14 protein-coding genes are annotated in these 20,433 nt (G+C 72.1%); 5 read left to right on the top strand and 9 right to left on the bottom strand.

Annotation, left to right across the window (positions count from 1 at the left end):
* Positions 1–145: 145 nt before the first annotated feature.
* Positions 146–1,519 carry a cytochrome P450 gene (locus tag ACWFR1_RS07485; RefSeq protein ID WP_453547555.1) on the top strand — a complete coding sequence of 458 codons (1,374 nt, stop codon included), beginning with the start codon at positions 146–148 and terminating at the stop codon, positions 1,517–1,519.
* 50 nt (positions 1,520–1,569) lie between these two features.
* On the opposite strand, the gene ACWFR1_RS07480 is transcribed toward ACWFR1_RS07485, so the two are convergent.
* Positions 1,570–2,052 (bottom strand): glutathione peroxidase, encoded by a 483-nt coding sequence (locus tag ACWFR1_RS07480; protein ID WP_453547553.1) that lies wholly within the window; start codon positions 2,050–2,052, stop codon positions 1,570–1,572.
* 38 nt (positions 2,053–2,090) lie between these two features.
* On the opposite strand from ACWFR1_RS07480, the gene ACWFR1_RS07475 reads away from it, so the two are divergent.
* Positions 2,091–2,315, top strand: coding sequence for a DUF6011 domain-containing protein (locus ACWFR1_RS07475; RefSeq protein ID WP_453547551.1), 225 nt, complete (start codon positions 2,091–2,093; stop codon positions 2,313–2,315).
* Between the two features lie 52 nt (positions 2,316–2,367).
* Here the strand turns inward: ACWFR1_RS07475 and ACWFR1_RS07470 are convergent, their stop codons facing one another.
* The 3 genes from ACWFR1_RS07470 to ACWFR1_RS07460 form a co-directional block, all read right to left on the bottom strand.
* Positions 2,368–2,835, bottom strand: a complete 468-nt coding sequence (locus ACWFR1_RS07470; protein ID WP_453547549.1) for an N-acetyltransferase family protein — start codon at positions 2,833–2,835, stop codon at positions 2,368–2,370.
* 227 nt (positions 2,836–3,062) lie between these two features.
* Positions 3,063–3,926, bottom strand: coding sequence for an acyl-CoA thioesterase (locus ACWFR1_RS07465; protein WP_453547547.1), 864 nt, complete (start codon positions 3,924–3,926; stop codon positions 3,063–3,065).
* Positions 3,927–3,955: 29 nt separating this feature from the next.
* Positions 3,956–6,496, bottom strand: coding sequence for a DEAD/DEAH box helicase (locus ACWFR1_RS07460; protein ID WP_453547544.1), 2,541 nt, complete (start codon positions 6,494–6,496; stop codon positions 3,956–3,958).
* A gap of 133 nt (positions 6,497–6,629) precedes the next feature.
* Between ACWFR1_RS07460 and ACWFR1_RS07455 the strand changes: the two genes are divergently transcribed.
* The gene (locus ACWFR1_RS07455; protein ID WP_453547542.1) at positions 6,630–7,421 is read left to right on the top strand and encodes a metal-dependent hydrolase; all 792 of its coding nucleotides are present in this window, start codon (positions 6,630–6,632) and stop codon (positions 7,419–7,421) included.
* A 169-nt stretch (positions 7,422–7,590) separates the two neighbouring features.
* Here ACWFR1_RS07455 and ACWFR1_RS07450 read toward each other — a convergent pair whose 3' ends face one another.
* Together ACWFR1_RS07450 and ACWFR1_RS07445 are read right to left on the bottom strand one after the other, a co-directional pair.
* Positions 7,591–9,372 carry an ABC transporter ATP-binding protein gene (locus ACWFR1_RS07450; protein ID WP_453547540.1) on the bottom strand — a complete coding sequence of 594 codons (1,782 nt, stop codon included), beginning with the start codon at positions 9,370–9,372 and terminating at the stop codon, positions 7,591–7,593.
* Positions 9,369–11,192 carry an ABC transporter transmembrane domain-containing protein gene (locus ACWFR1_RS07445; RefSeq protein ID WP_453547538.1) on the bottom strand — a complete coding sequence of 608 codons (1,824 nt, stop codon included), beginning with the start codon at positions 11,190–11,192 and terminating at the stop codon, positions 9,369–9,371. The genes ACWFR1_RS07450 and ACWFR1_RS07445 overlap by 4 nt, the downstream gene beginning before the upstream one ends.
* A 204-nt stretch (positions 11,193–11,396) precedes the next feature.
* Here ACWFR1_RS07445 and ACWFR1_RS07440 point away from each other — a divergent pair, with 204 nt between their 5' ends.
* On the top strand, positions 11,397–13,016 hold the full coding sequence (locus tag ACWFR1_RS07440) for a peptide-N4-asparagine amidase (protein ID WP_453547536.1): 1,620 nt from the start codon (positions 11,397–11,399) through the stop codon (positions 13,014–13,016).
* Positions 13,017–13,065: 49 nt separating this feature from the next.
* Here ACWFR1_RS07440 and ACWFR1_RS07435 read toward each other — a convergent pair whose 3' ends face one another.
* The 3 genes from ACWFR1_RS07435 to ACWFR1_RS07425 form a co-directional block, all read right to left on the bottom strand.
* The gene (locus ACWFR1_RS07435; protein ID WP_453547534.1) at positions 13,066–14,493 is read right to left on the bottom strand and encodes a Gfo/Idh/MocA family protein; all 1,428 of its coding nucleotides are present in this window, start codon (positions 14,491–14,493) and stop codon (positions 13,066–13,068) included.
* 240 nt (positions 14,494–14,733) lie between these two features.
* Positions 14,734–17,658 carry an FAD-binding and (Fe-S)-binding domain-containing protein gene (locus tag ACWFR1_RS07430; RefSeq protein ID WP_453547532.1) on the bottom strand — a complete coding sequence of 975 codons (2,925 nt, stop codon included), beginning with the start codon at positions 17,656–17,658 and terminating at the stop codon, positions 14,734–14,736.
* 39 nt (positions 17,659–17,697) lie between these two features.
* Complete coding sequence (locus ACWFR1_RS07425) at positions 17,698–18,213, bottom strand: MarR family winged helix-turn-helix transcriptional regulator (RefSeq protein WP_453547529.1); 516 nt, start codon at positions 18,211–18,213, stop codon at positions 17,698–17,700.
* Positions 18,214–18,309: 96 nt separating this feature from the next.
* Between ACWFR1_RS07425 and ACWFR1_RS07420 the strand changes: the two genes are divergently transcribed.
* Positions 18,310–20,286: an ABC transporter ATP-binding protein gene (locus ACWFR1_RS07420; protein ID WP_453547527.1), complete on the top strand. Its 1,977-nt coding sequence runs from the start codon at positions 18,310–18,312 to the stop codon at positions 20,284–20,286.
* The last annotated feature ends 147 nt before the right edge of the window (positions 20,287–20,433 follow it).

The following is a 20,433-nucleotide window of genomic DNA, read 5'->3' as shown; positions in this document are numbered from 1 at the left end:
CTGACAGTCGCCCTCCGCCGCCGTCCGGCGGCCGCCGAGACGGGACCAACCGCCCGCATTCGGACGGGTGTTCAGCCCGTCCTACTTGTGGGTTACTTCCTGGGGGAGAATCGCCCCGACGGTGACGACCAAGGGGGAACCGATCATGGCCACCACCACCCGGACCGAAGCGCCCGAACTCCCGGGAATTCCGCTGCTCGGCTCCATGCTCGACCTCAGGAACGACTCCCTGGGCACCTTCCTGCGCGCCCAGCGCGAGCACGGCGACGTCGTCCGGATCAGCGCGGGTCCGCCCGGCATCCGGGCCACCGTCTACGGCGTCTTCTCGGCCGCGGGCGCACAACAGGTCCTCGCCGGCGAATCGGCCAACTTCCGCAAGGACAACGCCTTCTACCAGGAGCTGCGCGAGTCCTTCGGCAACGGACTGCTCACCAGCCAGGACGAGGACTACCTCCGCCAGCGCCGGCTCGTACAGCCGCTCTTCACCAAGCGCCGCGTCGACAGCTACGCCGACGCGATCGCCGCCGAGGTCGCCGCCCTCACGGCGGAGTGGGACCAGGACACGGCCTCCACCGTCGACGTGCTCGAGGAGATGACCCGGCTCGCGCTCCGCGCCGTCGCCCGCATCCTCTTCGGCACCGACGTCGACGCGGCCATCGAGGTCGTCGAGCGCTGCTTCCCCGAGCTCGGCGCCTATGTCCTCCGCCGCGGCTTCTCCCCGCTCAACACGCCCCGCGACTGGCCCACCCCCGCCAACCGCAGGGCCGCCGCCGTCCACACGGCGCTGTACGAGGCCTGCGACCAGATCATCGCCGACCGCCGGGCCTCCGACCGCGCCCCCGGCGACGGACAGGACCTCCTCACGCTCCTCGTCGAGGCCGAGAGCGCCGAGGACGGCAGCTTCAGCGCCACCGAACTGCGCGAGCAGGTCCTCGTCTTCCTCCTCGCGGGCCACGAGACGACCGCGACCTCCCTCGGCTTCGCGCTCCACCTCCTCGCCCGGCACCCGGAGGCCCAGAAGCGGGCGCACGAGGAGGTCGACCGGGTGCTCGCCGGACGCACCCCCGGCGCCGCCGACCTGGACGCCCTGCCGTACGTGACACAGGTCCTCAAGGAGGCCATGCGGCTCTTCCCGGCGGCGGCCGTCATCGGCCGGCGCGCCGTCGCCGCCACCGAGATCGACGGCGTCGTCATCCCGGCGGGCGCGGATGTCATCGTCGCCCCCTGGGTCACCCACCGCCACCCGGGCTACTGGGAGGACCCGGAGCGCTTCGACCCCGACCGCTTCACCCCCGAGGCGGAGGCGGCCCGCCCCCGGTACGCCTGGTTCCCCTTCGGCGGCGGCCCGCGCGCCTGCATAGGCCAGCACTTCTCCATGCTGGAGTCGGTGGTGGCCCTCGCGATGATCCTCCAGCGGCACGAGTTCGAGGCCGTCGACGCCGAGGTCCCGGTCGCGTCCGCGATCACCCTCCAGGCGGCGGGCCCGGCCCGCTGCCTGCTCCGTCCCCGTACCCCCTGAGAACGCCGCCGCCCCCGGACACCGCAGGCGTCCGGGGGCGGCGCACCGCGTCAGACGAGCTGCGCCTCGATCGCGGAGACGACCTCCGCGGCCTCCGGCTCGGTGCGCGGACGGAAACGGGTGACCGCGCCGTCCTTGCCGATGAGGAACTTCTCGAAGTTCCACTGGATGTCGCCGGCCTCGCCCTCCGCGTCCGCGACCTTCGTCAGCTCCGTGTAGAGCGGGTGACGGCCCTCGCCGTTGACGTCGCTCTTCTCCAGCAGCGGGAAGGACACCCCGTACGTCGCCGAGCAGAAGGTCTGGATCTCGTCCGCGCTGCCCGGCTCCTGGCCCGCGAACTGGTTGCAGGGCACGCCGAGCACGGTGAAGCCGCGCTCCCCGTACGCCTTCTGCAGCCGCTCCAGCCCCGCGTACTGCGGAGTGAGACCGCACTTCGAGGCCACGTTCACGACGAGGACCGCGTGGTCCCGGTAGTCGGCGAGGGAGACGGGCTCCCCGGTCAGGGTCTTCAGGGGGATGTCGTACAGGCTCATGCGGGCCGCTCCTCGTCGAAATGGGGTTTGATCTCAACATGGGTGACGAACGACTGGCAATCGCGATCGATTCCGCAGCGGAGGAAGAGCCCCACCGCGTGTGCTGCCGCCTCTGCGGCCGGCCCCTGACCGGCACGGACTCCCGCCGCACGGGCCTCGGGCCGACCTGCGACGCCAAACTCCACCCGCCCGGCCCCGACATCCGCGCCCGCCGCCACGACGTCACCCAGGACACCCTCCCGGGCTTCGACCAGGCCCCGTAGTCCCGCAAGCCCCGTAGCGGCACGATCGGGCCACGCGGGGCCGGGACCGGTGTCAGGCGCCGGGTGCCATGTCGTACGTCACCCACATCGTGCGGGTCGCCAGCTGGTCGTACTTGGCACGGGCCCGGTGGTTGTCGTCGGCGGTGATCCAGCGGACGACGCTCCAGCCGCGCTCGGCGGCGATCCCGCGCAGGGCGCCGAGCAGCAGGTCGGCGGCGCCCGAGCCGCGGCTCTCCGGGCTGACGAACAGGTCGTCGAGGAAGCCGCCGGTGGTGGCCGAGAGCGGGCGGGCGAAGGCGCGGTAGTGGGCGAGGCCGATGAGCCGGCCTTCACCGTCCTCGGCCACCAGGGCCTCGACCTCGTGGGCGGGGTCGCGCACCCACGACCACACGCGCCCGGCGGCCTCCTCGGTCTGCTCGACCTCGTAGAAGTCGGCGTAGCCGCGGTAGAGGGCGCGCCACTGGGGGAAGTCCTCGGCGCGGGCGGCGCGGATGGTGATGCCGGTCGACACGGTGCTCATGCTGTCCTCGGGCGAATCGTGGAAGGGATCGAAGAACTGATCATGATCGACGCGACCGGCGGGGTGTTCCGCCACGGTGGCGAAGCCCGGGACCCCGAAACGCCTGCGTGGACGGTTGACCACCGTCCGACCGGGGCGGCCGACCGTGGCCACCGGCAGACTGCGGCCGACCGTGGCCACCGGCAGACTGCGGCCGACCGGAGCCGGCGGCCGACCGCGGCCGCCGGTCACAGCTTGCGGAACAGGCCCTCCTGGACCACCGAGACGAGGAGCCGGCCCTCGCGGTCGTAGATCCGGCCCCGCGCCAGCCCCCGGCCACCGGTCGCGATCGGCGACTCCTGGTCGTACAGGAACCACTCGTCCGCCCGGAAGGGCCGGTGGAACCACATCGCGTGGTCCAGCGACGCCATGTCGAAGCCGCGCGGACCCCACAGGGGCTCCACGGGGATCCGGACCGCGTCCAGGAGCGTCATGTCCGAGGCGTAGGTGAGCGCGCAGGTGTGGATCAGCGGGTCGTCGCCCAGCGGCCCCACGGCCCGCATCCACACCGCGGAGCGGGGATCGGCGTCCTTGACCTCGTCCTGGGTCCAGCGCAGCCGGTCCACGTACCGGATGTCGAACGGCTGGCGGCGGGCCATCCGCTCCAGGGCCTCCGGCAGCGCGCCCAGGTGCTCGCGGATCTCGTCGGCGAGGTTCGGCAGGCTCTCCGGGTCGGTCAGGTGCCGCGGCGGCAGCTGATGGTCGAAGGCGCCCTCCTCCGGCTTGTGGAAGGAGGCCGTCAGATTGAAGATCGTCCGCCCCTCCTGGACCGCGGTGACCCGGCGCGTCGTGAACGACCGGCCGTCCCGCACCCGCTCCACCTGGTACACGATCGGCACGCCGGGCCGTCCGGGCCGCAGGAAGTAGGCGTGCAGCGAGTGCACCGGCCGGTCGCCCTCGGTGGTCCGCCCGGCCGCCACGAGGGCCTGGCCGGCGACCTGCCCGCCGAAGACCCGTTGCAAGGACTCCTGCGGGCTGCGCCCACGGAAGATGTTCACTTCGATCCGCTCCAGATCGAGCAGATCGACGAGCCTCTCGGCGGGGTTGGTCACCGTCACTTCTCCTTAGAGCGGGCCGATCCTCAGTTCTGTCCCAGCTGTCCCAGCTGTCCCAGCTGTCCCACGGACGTCACGCGCAGGACCGCCCGGCCCTCCTCGTCGGAGGCCGCGAGATCCACCTCCGCGCTGATGCCCCAGTCATGGTCGCCGTTCGGGTCGGCGAAGGTCTGCCGAACGCGCCACAGACCATGGGCCGCGTCCTCCTCGATGGCGAGGAGCTTCGGGCCACGCGCGTCCGGTCCCGTACCGAGGTCGTCGTACTCGTCCCAGTAGGCGTCCATCGCCTCGCCCCACGCGTCCGCGTCCCAGCCGGCCCCCGCGTCGAGCTCGCCCAGCGCGTCCACGTGGTCCAGGGCCGCCAGCTCCACGCGGCGGAACATCGCGTTGCGCACGAGGACCCGGAAGGCGCGGGCGTTCGCCGTGACCGGCTTGACCTGGTCGGCCTTCTCCTGGGCCTCCTCGGCGGTCTGGATCTCCGGGTTCGCCAGCTGCTCCCACTCGTCGAGGAGCGAGGAGTCCACCTGGCGCACCATCTCGCCCAGCCAGGCGATCAGGTCCTCCAGGTCCTCGGTCTTCAGGTCGTCCGGGATGGTGTGGTCGAGCGCCTTGTACGCGCTCGCGAGGTAGCGCAGCACGATGCCCTCGGTCCGCGCCAGCTCGTACCAGGACGTGAACTCGGTGAACGTCATGGCGCGTTCGTACATGTCACGGATGACCGACTTCGGCGACACCGGGTGGTCGCCGACCCACGGGTGCGACTTCCGGTAGACGTCGTACGCGTGCCAGAGGAGCTCCTCCAGCGGCTTCGGGTACGAGATCTCCTGGAGCCGCTCCATCCGCTCCTCGTACTCGACGCCGTCGCGCTTCATCTGCCCGACGGCCTCGCCGCGCGCCTTGTTCTGCATCGCGGCGAGGATCTGGCGCGGGTCGTCGAGCGTCGACTCGAGGACCGACACCATGTCGAGGGCGTACGACGGGGACTCGGGGTCCAGCAGGTCGAAGGCGGCGAGCGCGAACGTCGACAGCGGCTGGTTGAGCGCGAAGTCCTGCTGGAGGTCGACCGTCAGCCGGATCGTGCGGCCCTCGGCGTCCGGCGTGTCCAGCTGCTCCACGACACCGCCGTCGAGCAGCGAGCGGTAGATCGCGATGGCCCGGCGGATGTGCCGCAGCTGCGCCTTGCGCGGCTCGTGGTTGTCCTCCAGGAGCTTGCGCATCGCGTCGAAGGCGTTGCCCGGCCGCGCGATCACCGAGAGCAGCATGATGTTCGTGACCTTGAAACGGGAGGTCAGCGGCTCGGGCTCGGCGGCGATCAGCCTCTCGAAGGTGGTGTCGCTCCACGCGACGAAGCCCTCAGGGGCCTTCTTCCGGACCACCTTGCGGCGCTTCTTCGGGTCGTCGCCCGCCTTCGCGAGCGCCTTCTCGTTCTCGATGACGTGCTCGGGAGCCTGCGCGACCACGTAACCGGCGGTGTCGAAGCCGGCCCGGCCGGCCCGGCCCGCGATCTGGTGGAACTCCCGGGCCCGCAGCGTGCGGACCCGGGTGCCGTCGTACTTCGTCAGCGCCGTGAACAGCACCGTACGGATCGGCACGTTGACGCCGACGCCGAGCGTGTCCGTCCCGCAGATCACCTTCAGCAGACCGGCCTGGGCCAGCTTCTCGACGAGCCGGCGGTACTTCGGCAGCATGCCCGCGTGGTGGACGCCGATGCCGTGGCGGACGTACCGCGAGAGGTTCTGCCCGAACTTGGTGGTGAAGCGGAAGTTGCCGATCAGCTCGGCGATCCGGTCCTTCTCCTCGCGCGTGCACATGTTGATGCTCATGAGCGACTGCGCGCGCTCGACGGCCTGCGCCTGCGTGAAGTGGACGATGTAGACGGGCGCCTGCTTGGTCTCCAGGAGCTCCGTCAGGGTGTCCGTGATGGGCGTGAGCTCGTACGTGTACGAGAGCGGCACCGGCCGCGTCGCCGAGCGGACCACCGAGGTCGGACGCCCGGTCCGCCGGGTCAGGTCCTTCTCGAACATCGACACGTCGCCGAGCGTCGCCGACATGAGGACGAACTGCGCCTGCGGCAGTTCGAGGATCGGGATCTGCCAGGCCCAGCCGCGGTCCGCCTCCGCGTAGAAGTGGAACTCGTCCATGACGACCTGGCCGATGTCGGCGTACTTGCCGTCCCGCAGCGCGATCGAGGCGAGGACCTCGGCCGTGCAGCAGATGACCGGCGCGTCCGCGTTCACGGAGGCGTCGCCGGTGAGCATGCCGACGTTCTCCGTGCCGAAGAGCTTGCACAGGTCGAAGAACTTCTCCGACACCAGCGCCTTGATCGGCGCCGTGTAGAAGGTGACCTGATCGTTCGCGAGCGCTGTGAAGTGCGCCCCCGCCGCGACCAGCGACTTCCCCGAACCGGTCGGGGTGGACAGGATGACGTTCGCCCCGGACACCACCTCGATCAGCGCCTCCTCCTGGGCCGGGTAGAGCGTGATGCCCTGGTCCTCGGCCCATGTCGAGAAGGCCTCGAAGAGGGCGTCGGGGTCGGCGTTCGGCGGCAGCTGATCGATAAGGGTCACGCCCCCATCTTGCCTGGCTTCCGCTCGGATGAGGGAACCGGCCGCGGAGGTCCTTGATCACGGACGATAGGCTCGTCCGTCGACCGGTCGTCAACTGAGCGCCGGCACACGAGAAACGGGGCGGCAGCCAACCATGATGGGACCGGCGCACTCACTGTCCGGAGCGGCGGCCTGGCTGGGTGTGGGAGCGGCCGCCGCCGCCTTCGACCGCCCGATGCCGTGGCCGGTCCTCCTCGTCGGCGCTCTCATCTGTGCCGGCGCCGCCCTCGCCCCCGACCTCGACCACAAGTCGGCGACGATCTCCCGCGCCTTCGGGCCGGTCTCCAAGGGCCTCTGCGAGATCGTCGACAAGCTCTCGTACGCCGTCTACAAGGCCACCCGCTCCTCGGCCGACCCCCGCAGGTCCGGCGGGCACCGGACGCTCACCCACACCTGGCTCTGGGCGGTCCTGATCGGCGCCGGCGCGTCCGCCGCGGCCGTCACCGGCGGCCGGTGGGCGGTCCTGGCCATCCTCTTCGTCCACCTGGTCCTCGCCGTGGAGGGTCTGCTGTGGCGGGCCGCCCGGATGTCCAGCGACGTGCTGGTCTGGCTGCTCGGCGCGACGAGCGCCTGGATCCTGGCGGGCGTCCTCGACAAGCCCGGCAACGGCGCGGAATGGTTCTTCACCGCTCCCGGCCAGGAGTACCTGTGGCTCGGGCTGCCGATCGTCCTCGGCGCCCTCGTCCACGACATCGGGGACGCCCTGACGGTCTCCGGCTGCCCGGTCCTGTGGCCCATCCCGGTGGGCCGCAAGCGCTGGTACCCGATCGGCCCGCCCAAGGGGATGCGCTTCCGGGCCGGCAGCTGGGTCGAGCTGAAGGTCCTCATGCCCGCCTTCATGCTGCTCGGCGGGGTCGGCGGAGCCTCGGCGCTCGGCTTCTTCTAGGGGCCGGTCCGGGGCGCGGGGACGCCCACCGACACCGCAGCCGCGTCTCGGCCGAGGACGCCGCCGTCGCTCTGGTCGACGAGGCGGAGCTGCCCCGCTTCGTCCAGTGCCGCTTCACCATCGGCTATTGAGGGGGGGTGCGCGCCGGCCGGCGCGCACCCCCCGCCGGTCAGCCGTGCCAGGACCGCCACAGGGCCGCGTACGCGCCGTCCGCCGCCACCAGCTCGTCGTGGCTGCCGAGCTCGCTGATCCGGCCGGCCTCGACCACCGCGATCAGATCGGCGTCGTGCGCGGTGTGCAGCCGGTGCGCGATGGCCACGACCGTACGACCGTCCAGGACGCGGGCGAGGGACCGCTCCAGGTGCCGGGCCGCCCTCGGGTCGAGCAGCGACGTCGCCTCGTCCAGGACCAGCGTGTGCGGGTCCGCGAGGACGAGCCGGGCCAGCGCCACCTGCTGGGCCTGCGCCGGTGTCAGCGAACGGCCGCCCGAGCCGACCTCCGTGTCCAGACCCTCGTCGAGGCCCCGGGCCCAGCCCTCGGCGTCCACCGCCGCCAGCGCCTCCCACAGTTCGGCGTCGGCGGCACCGGTCCTGGCCAGCAGCAGATTGTCCCGGAGCGAGCCGACGAAGACGTGGTGCTCCTGATTGACCAGGGCCACGTGCTCACGGACCCGCTCGGCGGGCATCCGCGCCAGCTCGGCGGCGCCGAGGGTGACCGAGCCGGTCCTCGGGGCGTAGATGCCCGCGAGCAGCCGGCCGAGCGTGGACTTGCCCGCGCCCGACGGCCCGACCAGGGCGATCCGGGTGCCCGGCGCCACCTTCAGGGACACGTCGTGCAGCACGTCGACCCCCTCGCGGTAGCCGAACCGGACCTCGTCCGCCCGGACGGCCCGCCCGTCCGGCCGTACCTCGTGGTCACCCGCGGCCGGCTCGATGTCCCGGACGCCGACGAGCCGGCCCAGCGAGACCTGCGCGACCTGCAGCTCGTCGTACCAGCGCAGCACGATCCCGATCGGGTCGACCAGCATCTGCGCGAGCAGCGCGCCCGTCGTCAGCTGGCCCACGTCGATCCAGCCCTGGAAGACGAAGACCCCGCCCAGGATGAGGACACCGCACAGCACGGTCGTGTGCGTGAGCGTGATGACGGGGAAGAGCACCGAGCGCAGGAAGAGCGTGTACCTCTCCCACGCCACCCACTCGGTGATGCGCCGGTCGGAGAGCGCGATGCGCCGCGCCCCGAGGCGGTGCGCCTCGACCGTGCGGCCCGCGTCGACCGTCTCGGCCAGCGCGCCGGCCACCGCCGCGTACCCCGCTGACTCCGAGCGGTACGCCGACGGCGCCCGCTTGAAGTACCACCGGCAGCCCACGATGAGCACCGGGGCCGCGAGCAGGGCGGCGAGCGCGAGCGGCGGCGCGGTGACCGCGAGCCCGCCGAGCAGCAAGCCGATCCAGACGACACCGATGGCCAACTGGGGGACGGCCTCGCGCATCGCGTTGGCCAGCCGGTCGATGTCCGTGGTGATGCGGGAGAGCAGATCGCCCGTCCCGGCCCGTTCGAGGACGCCGGGCGGCAGCCCGACGGACCGGACGAGGAAGTCCTCGCGCAGATCGGCGAGCATCTCCTCGCCGAGCATCGCCCCGCGCAGCCGGACGAGCCGCACGAACACCGTCTGGACGAGCAGGGCGACCGCGAACAGCGCGACCGTCCGCTCCAGATGGAGGTCACGGGCCCCGGTGCTCAGCCCGTCCACCACCGAACCGAGGACGTAAGGGCCGGTCATCGAGGCGATCACGGCGACCGTGTTCACCCCGATGAGCAGCGCGAACGCCCTGCGGTGGCGGCGCAGCAGCTCCCGTACGTAGATCCGTACGGTCGCGCCGCCCGCGACCGGCAGCGTCGTCGCCGTCGTGGGGGCCGCCGGGTCGTACTCCGGTGGCGCCAGGCCGATCATGCCGTTTCCCCTTCCAGGGCTTCGAGTTCGTCCGCGTCGATGGCGGGGAGAGGGATGCTCGTCGCGGCGAGCTCCTCGTCCGTCTCGCGTGTGACGACCGCGCGGTAGCGGGGTTCCTTGGCGAGCAGTTCACGGTGGGTGCCGACGGCGACCGCCTGTCCCTCGTGGACCAGGACCACCCGGTCGGCGCGGTCCAGGAGCAGCGGAGAGGAGGCGAGGACCACGGTGGTCCCGCCCTCGCGCAGCCGGGCGATCCCGTCGGCCACCCGGGACTCGGTGTGCGAGTCGACCGCCGAGGTCGGCTCGTCCAGGACGAGCACCTCCGGGTCGGTCACCAGCGAGCGGGCCAGGGCGAGGCGCTGGCGCTGGCCGCCGGAGAGCGACCGGCCCCGCTCGGTGATCCGGGTCCGCATCGGGTCCCCGTTGGTGTCGACGGAGGCCTGGGCGAGCGCGTCGAGGACGTCGCCGCACTGGGCGGCGGCGAGCGCGTCCTCGGGGAGGACCGCGCCCGAGGACGGCACGTCGAGGAGTTCCCGGAGGGAGCCCGAGAGCAGGACGGGGTCCTTGTCCTGGACGAGGACGGCCGTACGGGCGGCCGCGAGCGGCAGCTCGTCCAGAGGGACCCCGCCGAGCAGGACCGAGGTGTGCTCCTCGTCGGGTTCGGTCGGGTGGCCGCCGAGCCGGTCCGCGAGCCGTCCGGCCAGGTCCGGGTCGCCGCAGACGACGGCGGTGAACCGGCCGGCGGGGGCGAGCAGCCCGGTCAGCGGGTCGTACAGGTCGCCGGTCGCCTCGCGCTCCTCGCCCGAGTCGTCGGTGGTGGTCGCCGTGCGGGTCAGCCCGAGGACCCGGGCGGCCCGTTTCGCCGACGGCCGGGAGAAGGAGAAGGCCATCGCGATCTCCTCGAAGTTCCGCATCGGATGATGGGTGAGGGCCACGGTGCCGTAGACGGTGACGAGTTCGCCGACCGTGATCCGCCCGTCGAGCGCGAGCCGTGCCCCGTACGCCACCACGGCGATGAGCAGGACGCCGGGCAGGAGGACCTGGACCGCGGCGATCAGCGCCCACATGCGCGCGCTGTGCACGGCCGCCCCGCGGACCTCCTGGGAGGCGGCGCGGTAGCGGCCGAGGAACAGCTCCTCGCCGCCGATGCCGCGCAGGACGCGCAGCCCGGCGACGGTGTCGGAGGCCAGCTCCGTGGCCTTGCCCGCCTTCTCGCGCTGGACGTCCGCCCGGCGCGTCGCGCGGGGGAGGAGCGGCAGCACGGCGAGGGCGAGGACGGGCACGCCGATGGCGACGACGACGCCGAGGTCGGGCTGGTAGAGGACGAGGGCCACGCAGATGATCAGCAGGGAGACGGCGGCCGCGGCGAACCGGGACAGCGCCTCGACGAACCATCCGATCTTCTCGACGTCACCCGTCGAAACGGATACGACTTCACCCGCGGCGACCCGCCGGGTCAGGACCGAACCCAGTTCGGCGGTCTTGCGGGAGAGCAGCTGCTGGACCCGGGCGGCGGCGGTGATCCAGTTGGTGACGGCGACCCGGTGCAGCATCGTGTCACCGGTCGCGATCGCGAGCCCGCAGGCCACGAGCAGGCCCCCGGCGAGGGCGAGCCGCCCGCCGTCACGTTCCACGACCGCTTGCACGGCGACGCCGACGCCGAGCGGCAGTCCGGCGATGCCCAGCTGGAGGAGCAGCCCCCACAGGAGGGCCTTCACCTGCCCGCCGAGCTGGTTGCGGCCGAGCCAGAGGAGGAACCGGGTGCCCGAGCGGACATCGGGGACCCCTGGGTCGGCGTAGGGAAGATCTCGAATCTGCATGGCGTCCCAGGGTCTTCGGGTCTGTCCGGGGGATCGAACACGGGGGTGCGCTCGCGGTGTCCCGGCGGCGGAGTGGAAACCGTGCAAGGTTCGCTTTTTCCCCTGGGCACGGCAATCGATTTTCCCCATCAGGGAACAGAACGCGCCATGTCCGCTCATCGTCCTCTGGACCGCGCCATGGTGACCGCGCTTCACTTCCGCCCCATGAGATCACTCAAGATCATGAGCATGCTCAGCGGTCTGGTCCTGGCCGCCGGAGCGGTGCTCACCGCCCAGCCGGCCGCCGCCGCCGAGGGTCCGAACGGCCCGACGCCGCCCGCCGAGTTCACCTCCGACTGGCACGACCCGGTCACCGCCGCCCCGCCCGTCGAGGCCCCCGGCACCCGCAGCTGCAAGGTCACCCTCGCCGCAGCGCAGTTCCGCGACTTCACCCCGTACCAGGGCGGATACACCCCGCCCAAGGAGTGCGGCACCCGCTGGAACAAGGTCGTCCTCCGCCTCGAAGGAAGCGTCAAGGGCCGCCAGTACGACCGCCTCGGCTACGTCGCCGTCGGCGGCGTGGAGATCCTCCGCACCTCCACGCCGCAGCCCTCGCCCGACGGCATCACCTGGGCCGTCGAGAAGGACGTCACCCGCTACCGCGACACCCTCAGCCGCCCGCAGCCCGTCGAGATGCTCATCGGCAATGTCGTGAACGAGACGTACACCGGCGTCCTCGACGTCCGGGTCACCCTCACCTTCCACACCGCGGAGGGCCGCGTGAAGCCCGCCGCCGGCACCCCCGACCGGGTCATCCCGCTCACCGACTCCATCCTCACCACACCGCGCAACACCGAACGGCTGCTCGCCGAGGTGTACGCCACCGGCTCCGGCGGCGGCTGCGAGGAGTACTGGTACCTCTCCGTCCCCGACGCGGCCCCCTACTCCTGCCGGGCGACCCACGGCCCCCACCGTGAGGTCCGCGTCTCCGTGGACGGCCGGCTCGCGGGCATCGCCGCCCCCTTTGCCACGGTCTGGACCGGCGGCTGGTCCAACCCCTTCCTCTGGTACGTCACCCCCGCGCCCCGCGCCTTCGACGTCCAGCCGATCGTCTACGACCTGACCCCCTTCGCCGCCCTCCTCAACGACGGCCGCGCCCACCGCGTCGAGGTCTCGGTCGCCGGCGTCCCGGCGGGTCAGAGCGGCTGGTCCGTCCCCACCAACGTGCTGCTCTGGCAGGACGAGGGCAGCCGGGTCGTCACCGGCGGGCTCGACCGCCACGAGGAGAGCACCCCGCGCAACTCCTCCGTGTACACGGCGGGATCGGCGGACACCCTCCACCGCCTGGACACCGAGGCGGGGCACCGGCTCACCGTCGGCGGCCATCTGAACACCTCGCACGGCCGGGTCGACACCACCGTCGCCCGGACCGTCGGCCACACCTCCGCCCACCGCTGGGGCGAGGGCGAGAACCCCGACGCGTTCACCGGGCGCTGGACGGACGACGAGACCGTGACCACCGGCCGGACCGTCACGCGCACCCACCGCGCGTACACCATGGACAGTGAGACGACGGTCGGCGCGGGCGACCGGCTGCGGACCGTCCTCACCCTCGGGGACCGTGCCGACACCGTCGTCCTGCGCGACGGGCGGCGCCTCTCCTGGTCGGCCCTCGACGACACGTACAGCGGGGACGCGACCTACACCACCGGTGTGCCGCGCGACCAGCGGCACGCGGTCGCCACCACGACCGAGCGGTACCGGCTGTACGGCTCCGACGGCTGCTGGGACCGGAGCCTGACGACGGTTCAGGGAACGCTCACCGAGGACCGGCGGCGCTGCTGAACAGCACGGTGCCCGGCCCCCGACGTGCGGGGACCGGGCACCGTACGCCTCAGGCCGGCTTGACCGAGTCCACGCCCGAGCGGGCCTTGCGCCACTCGCCGCGCGTGAAGTCGGGGATCTCCTGCGGCGCGCCGTTCGCCTTGACCGAGGCGTGGCTCAGCGGCACCGGAGCCGTCCAGGTGGCGGCGTCGTACACGTCGAAGTCAGGGACGAGTCCCCGCTGCACGCACTGCATCAGCCGGTAGATCATGATGTAGTCCATGCCGCCGTGCCCGCCGGGCGGATTGGCGTGCTCCTTCCAGAGCCAGTGGTCGAACTCGCCCGCGTAGGCCGAGAAGTCGGCCCACTGGTCGTTCGTGTGGTCCGGCTCCAGGTAGATCCGGGCCGGGTAGTCCTCGAAGACGCCCTTCGTGCCGCCCAGACTGTTGATCCGGCTGTACGGGTGCGGGGTGGAGACGTCGTGCTCCAGCCGGATGATCCGGCCCTTGGCCGTCCGGACCATGCTGATCGTCCGGTCGCTCTCGATGTACGTCTCCTTCCAGCTCGGGTCGCCGGCCGGCATGTGCTCCGCGCGGTACTCGGCCAGGCCGAGCGCCTGCGTGCCGAAGCTGCTGATGCTCACCACCCGGTCGCCGCGGTTGACGTCCATGTAGTTGGCGACGGGGCCGAAGCCGTGGTTCGGGTAGAGGTCGCCGCGCAGCCGCGTGTGCCACAGCCGGCGCCAGGGCCCCTCGTAGTAGGTCGGCGAGAACATCAGGCCCCGCAGGTCGTGGTTGTACGCCCCCGCGCCGTGGAGCAGCTGGCCGAACTTGCCGGCGTGCGCCATCCGCAGGACCCGCATCTCGTTCCGCCCGTAGCAGCAGTTCTCCAGCTGCATGCAGTGGCGACGGGTCTGCTCGGACAGGTCGACCAGCTCCCAGAGCTCGTCGATCCGCATCGCGATCGGACACTCCACGCCGACGTGCTTGCCGTTCAGCATCGCCGTCCGGGCCATCTCGAAATGGAAGTCCCAGGGGGTGGCCACGTACACGAAGTCGAGGTCGGAGCGGGCGCAGAGGTTCTCGTAGTCGTCCTCGCCGTGGGTGTACACGGCGGGGGCGGGCTGACCGGCGGCGACGACCTTCGCGGCGGCCCGCTCGGCCTTCTCCCGCACCGGGTCGCAGACGGCCACCACCCGCACCCAGGGAAGCGCGAGGAAGAGGCCGATCATGCCGTTGCCCCGGTTGCCGAGGCCGATGATGCCGACGCGGACGGTCGAACGGCCCTCGAAGGGGACCCCGGCCATGGTCGCTCCGCGACGCTTCGGCGCGACGGGCGTGGTCTCCGGAGACGCCGGCGCGGTCTCCGCGGAAGCCGTGGTGGCGGCCTGGGCGGCCGGCGCGCCCGCGGCGGCGATGCCGAGACCCGCTCCGGCCGCTCCGGCGGTCGTCTTGAGGACTTTGCGGCGGCTCGGGGTGTGCGGTACGTGCTCGTTCATGGAACCTCCAGGAGCTGTGTGCACGGCTGTTTCATGAATCCCGCACAGGACCCTGGCCCCCGTGACCAACGGTGCGCAAGGGCGCGGATAGGACTCTTGCGACGGGTAGTTGGACTTTACTGTTCCGGATATCTCGGGGAGTCGTACCGTGCAGCGGCCGTCACCCGAACGTACGAAGGACCCCTCACCGGCCGGGGTGAGGAGTCTCTTCGGAGGGGCTCGTCGCAGGCTGACGGACGGTCAGGGGCGGGTCGCGCGCTCCAGGGAGAGCAGCACCGACTGGTAGCTCCGGCCCGTCGCCCGCTCCATCCCGATCTCGCACATCCGGTTGGCCGAGAGATGCGCGTCGAAGGAGCGGGAGGTGACCTCCGCCGCCTCCCGAGCCGTCGCCGAGGCCGTCAGCTCCGGATGGAGCATGCCCCGGTCGCCCGCGAAGGCGCAGCAGCCCGAGTCGACGGGGACGACGACCTCCTCGGCGCACGCCCCGGCGAGCCGGGTGAGCTGCTCCTCGTCCCCCAGGTGCTTCATGGAACAGGTCGGATGGACCACGGCGGAGGCGACCCGGCGGCGTACGTCGAGCCGGGGGAGCAGCTCGTCCGCCGCCCAGACGAGCGAGTCGAGGACGGTCATCTCGGCGTGCAGCTCGCGGTTGTCGTCCGTGAGGTACGGGACGACCTCGTGCGCGATACCGAGCGTGCAGGAGGAGGCGTCGACGACGAGGGGGAGCTTCCCGCCGGCGGTCCAGCCCCAGGCCGCCTCGACGACGCGGTTGGCCATGATCTCGTTACCCCGCTGGTACCCCTTGGAGTGCCAGATCGTCGCGCAGCACGTTCCGGCCACGTCGTCGGGGATCCACACCGGCTTCCCGGCCCGCGCGGAGACGGCGACGACGGCTTCGGGGAGGGAGGGGCCGGTGTGGCCGTCGGGTCCGCCGAAGATCCGGTTGACGCAGGCGGGGTAGTAGACGGCGGTGGCGGCGGGGCGGTGGGTGCGGGGCAGCCGGCGGGCGGCGGCGCCGGGGATCTCGGGCAGCCATTCCGGTACGAGATCGGGGCGGACCGCCTTGCGGGCCAGGCCCGTCACCCGCTCCAGGACCCGGTCGCCGATCCGGTCCGCGGCGGCGACGGCGAGCCGCGCCGAGGCCTCGACCGCCCGGAAGTTCCTCGCGGCCAGGGCGGCGATCCGCTCCTCGCGCGACGAGTGCCGCTCGTGGCGGAACTCCTTCATCAGCGCGCCGGTGTCGATCCCCACCGGGCAGGCCAGCTTGCAGGTGGAGTCGCCGGCGCAGGTGTCGACGGCGTCGTAGCCGTAGGCCTCCAGGAGCCGGGCCTCGACGGGGGAGCCGTCGGGCTGCCGCATCATCTCCCGGCGCAGCACGATCCGCTGGCGCGGAGTGGTCGTCAGGTCGTGGCTGGGACAGGTCGGTTCGCAGAAGCCGCACTCGATGCAGGGGTCGGCGATCAGTTCGACCTTGGGGATCGTCTTCAGGCCACGCAGATGGGCCTGCGGGTCGCGGTCGAGGACGATCCTGGGGGCGAGGATCCCGTCGGGGTCGATGACCTCCTTCACCCGCCACATCAGCTCGGTCGCCTTCGTCCCCCACTCCAGCTCCAGGAAGGGCGCGATGTTGCGGCCGGTGGCGTGCTCGGCCTTGAGCGAGCCGTCGAACCGCTCCACGGTCAGCTTGCAGAACTCGTCCATGAAGGCCGCGTACCGCTCGACGTCGGCGTGCTCGGCCGAGTCGAAGGCGAGGAGGAAGTGGAGGTTGCCATGGGCCGCGTGGCCCGCGACGGCCGCGTCGAAGCCGTGCCGGGACTGGAGGTCGAGCAGTTCGGCGCAGGCCTCCGAGAGCCGGCCCGGCGGCACCGCGAAGTCCTCGGTGATGAGGGTCGTCCCCGAGGGGCGCGAGCCGCCGACGGCCGTCACGAACGCCTTGCGGGCCTTCCAGTAGCCGTTGATCGTCCTCGGGTCGCGGGTGAAGGCGTTCTCCACGGACGGCACCGGGGCGACCAGGTCGAGCCCGGCCAGGACCGCGTCAGCCGCCCTCTCGTACGCCTCCCGCGCCGCCGCGTCCGGGGCCCGGAACTCGACCAGGAGCGCCGCCGTCTCCTTCGGCAGCTCCGCCCAGTCCGCCGGCACCCCCGAGACGCTGACCGAGGCGCGGAGCGTGTTGCCGTCCATCAGCTCCACGGCGAGCGCCCCGGCCTCGTTGAACAGCGGCACGGCCGCCGCGGCGGCCGGGAGCGAGGGGAAGAAGAGCAGCGCCGTGGAGATCTCCCGGTCCAGCGGCAGGGTGTCGAAGACCGTCTCGGCGATGAAGCCGAAGGTGCCCTCGGAGCCGACCATCAGGCCCCGCAGGATCTCCACCGGCGTGGAGCCGTCGAGGAAGGCGTCGAGCCGGTAGCCGTTGGTGTTCTTGATGGCGTACTTGGCCCGGATCCTGGCGGTGAGCTCGGCGTCCGCCTCGATCTCCGCCTTGAGCGCGAGGAGACCGGCGCACAGCCTCGGTTCGGCGCGCCCGAGTTCCTCGTCGGCGGCGGGATCGGCGGTGTCGACCACGGTCCCCGACGGCAGGACGAAGGTCAGCGAGGCCAGTGTCCGGTACGAGTTCCGGGTGGTCCCGGCGGTCATTCCGGAGGCGTTGTTGGCGACGACCCCGCCGAGCGTGCAGGCGATGGCGCTGGCCGGGTCGGGCCCGAGGACCCGACCGTGCGGGGCGAGCGCGGCGTTGGCCCGGACGACGGTGGTGCCGGGGCGGATCCGGGCACGGGCGCCCCCGTCCAGGACCTCGACGCCCGCCCAGTGGCGGCGTACGTCGACGAGGATGTCCTCGCCCTGCGCCTGGCCGTTCAGACTGGTCCCGGCGGCCCGGAAGACCACCTCGCGGCCCTTGCCGTGGGCGTACGACAGGACGGCGGAGATGTCGTCGATGTCCTCGGCGACCACGACGACCTGCGGGACGAAGCGGTACGGGCTGGCGTCGGAGGCGTAGCGGACCAGGTCGGAGAGGCCCGAGAGGACCTTCTCGGGGCCGAGGAGCTCCGCCAGCTCCTCCCGCAGCCGCCGAGGCGTGCCCCGTGACTGGAGCTCGGGAACCCGGTCCGGGGCCGGACTCCGCTTCGTGCCGGGGCGGAGGGCCTGCGGGTTCGGCTCAAGCAGCGGCATGTCACGGCTCCCCTTCGGCGCGTCCCCGTGCCCGGCGGGTCAGCAGCCGCTCTCCGGGACGCGGTCGACCAGAGCGGACAGCAGACCTCCGAGCACCTCGCGCTGATCGACGGTCAATGGAGCAAGGATGTCCTCTGCGGCCGCCCTTCGCGCGCTGCGCAGCTCCCGCAGCGTGGCGCGCCCCGCGTCGGTGAGCTCGATCCGGACCACCCGGCGGTTGCTCGGGTCGGGGACCCTGCGCACCCGGCCGACCGCCTCCAGGCCGTCGACGAGGCTGGTCACGGCCCTCGGGACGACTTCGAGCCGGGTCGCGAGATCGGCCATCCGGGGCGGCTCCCCGAAGTGCGCGACCGTGCGCAGGAGCCGAGACTGCGCGGGGGTGATGCCGACCGGCTCCAGGTGGTGCTTCTGGATCCGGTGCAGACGCCGGGTGAGACGCAGCAGCTGCTCGGCGAGGAGCCCGTCGGCGTCGGACCCGCTCAGGCCGGCCGATCCGCCGGGCCGGTCGGAGGTGGTCGGCCGGTCGGACCCGCTCAGGCGGTCGGAGGTGCTCATGCCGGAACAATATCAGGACCTTGTTCATTGTGAGTATAGGTAACAATGAGCTATGGTCTCTATCGACCATCGCACTGCCCACTCCCGAAGGAGCCCATGCGCCCCCACGGCCAGTCCGACTGGACGCCCCCGCCCCGCGACTCCGCCCAGCCCAAGGAGCCCGCGCAGCTGCGGCGCATCCTGCGGCTCTTCCGTCCCTACCGCGCCCGCCTCGCGCTCGTCGGCCTCCTGGTCGGCGCCGCCTCGCTGGTCTCGGTCGCCTCGCCGTTCCTGCTCAAGGAGATCCTGGACACCGCGATCCCGCAGGGCCGTACGGGGCTGCTCAGCCTCCTCGCCCTCGGCATGATCGCGACCGCCGTCCTGACCAGCGTCTTCGGCGTGCTTCAGACCCTCATCTCCACCACCGTCGGCCAGCGGGTCATGCACGACCTGCGCACCGGGGTGTACGAGCAGCTCCAGCGGATGCCGCTCGCCTTCTTCACGCGCACCCGCACGGGCGAGGTCCAGTCCCGCATCGCCAACGACATCGGCGGCATGCAGGCGACGGTGACCTCCACGGCCACCTCGCTCGTCTCCAACCTCACCGCCGTCGTCGCGACCGTCGTCGCCATGCTCGCCCTGGACTGGCGGCTCACCGTCGTCTCCCTGCTCCTGCTGCCCGTCTTCGTCTGGATCAGCCGCCGCGTCGGCCGCGAGCGCAAGGCGATCACCACCCAGCGCCAGAAGCAGATGGCCGCGATGGCCGCGACCGTGACCGAGTCCCTCTCGGTCAGCGGCATCCTCCTGGGCCGCACGATGGGCCGCGCCGACTCCCTGACCAAGTCCTTCGCCGAGGAGTCCGAGCGCCTCGTCGACCTCGAAGTGCGCTCCTCCATGGCCGGACGGTGGCGCATGTCCACCATCGGCATCGTCATGGCCGCCATGCCCGCCCTGATCTACTGGGCCGCCGGCATCGCGCTCCAGTCGGGCGGCCCCGGGATATCGCTCGGCACGCTCGTCGCCTTCGTCTCGCTCCAGCAGGGCCTCTTCCGGCCCGCCGTGAGCCTGCTCTCCACTGGCGTGCAGATGCAGACCTCGCTCGCCCTCTTCCAGCGCATCTTCGAATACCTGGACCTGCCCGTCGACATCACCGAGCCCGCCGAGCCCGTCCGGCTCGCGAAGGTCCGGGGCGAGGTGAGCTTCGAGAGGGTGGAGTTCCACTACGACCCCGAGGGGCAGAAGCGCGCGACCCTCGACGGGATCGACGTCACCGTCCCCGCCGGCGGCAGCCTGGCCGTCGTCGGCCCCACCGGCTCGGGGAAGTCCACCCTCAGCTATCTCGTGCCCCGGCTGTACGACGTCACCGGTGGCCGCGTCGCCCTCGACGGCGTCGACGTCCGGGACCTCGACTTCGACACCCTGGCCCGTGCCGTCGGTGTCGTCTCCCAGGAGACCTACCTCTTCCACGCCTCGGTCGCCGACAACCTGCGCTTCGCCAAGCCGGACGCCACCGACGAGGAGATCGAGGCCGCCGCGCGCGCCGCGCAGATCCACGACCACATCGCCTCGCTGCCCGAGGGCTACGACACCCTCGTCGGGGAGCGCGGCTACCGCTTCTCCGGCGGCGAGAAGCAGCGCCTCGCCATCGCGCGCACGATCCTGCGCGACCCGCCGGTGCTCATCCTCGACGAGGCGACCAGCGCCCTGGACACGCGGACGGAGCACGCCGTGCAGCAGGCCATCGACGCGCTCTCGGCCGGCCGCACCACCATCACCATCGCCCACCGGCTCTCCACCGTCCGCGACGCCGACCAGATCGTCGTCCTGGAGGCGGGGCGGATCGCGGAGCGCGGGACGCACGAGGAGCTGCTCGCGCGGGACGGGCGATACGCGGCCCTGGTCCGCAGGGGCGCGCGGGCTGCCGTGACGGGCGCGACGGAGGTCACGGCGGAAAGCACGGCGGAAAGCACGGCGGAGGGCACGGCGGAGGGCACGGCGGAGGGCACGGCGGAGGTCACGGCGGAGGTCACGGCGGAGGTCACGGCGACAGGCGAACAAGCGAACGTGGGATCGGTTGTTCCCCAGAACGTGTGATCGTGCCGGGAATCGTTGCCCAACTCCCGTACGGCATCGGAAGATTACGGAGTGCGAGCGACGGGCTGCAGACCGCGACCGCACCGTCCCACTGATGTACCTGTACGAGGAGAAGCACCACCATGAACGTCATCACCGATCTGCTCG

The sequence above is a fragment of the Streptomyces sp. NPDC055103 genome (assembly GCF_053607625.1).
This window is presented reverse-complemented; position numbering and strand designations above follow the sequence as displayed.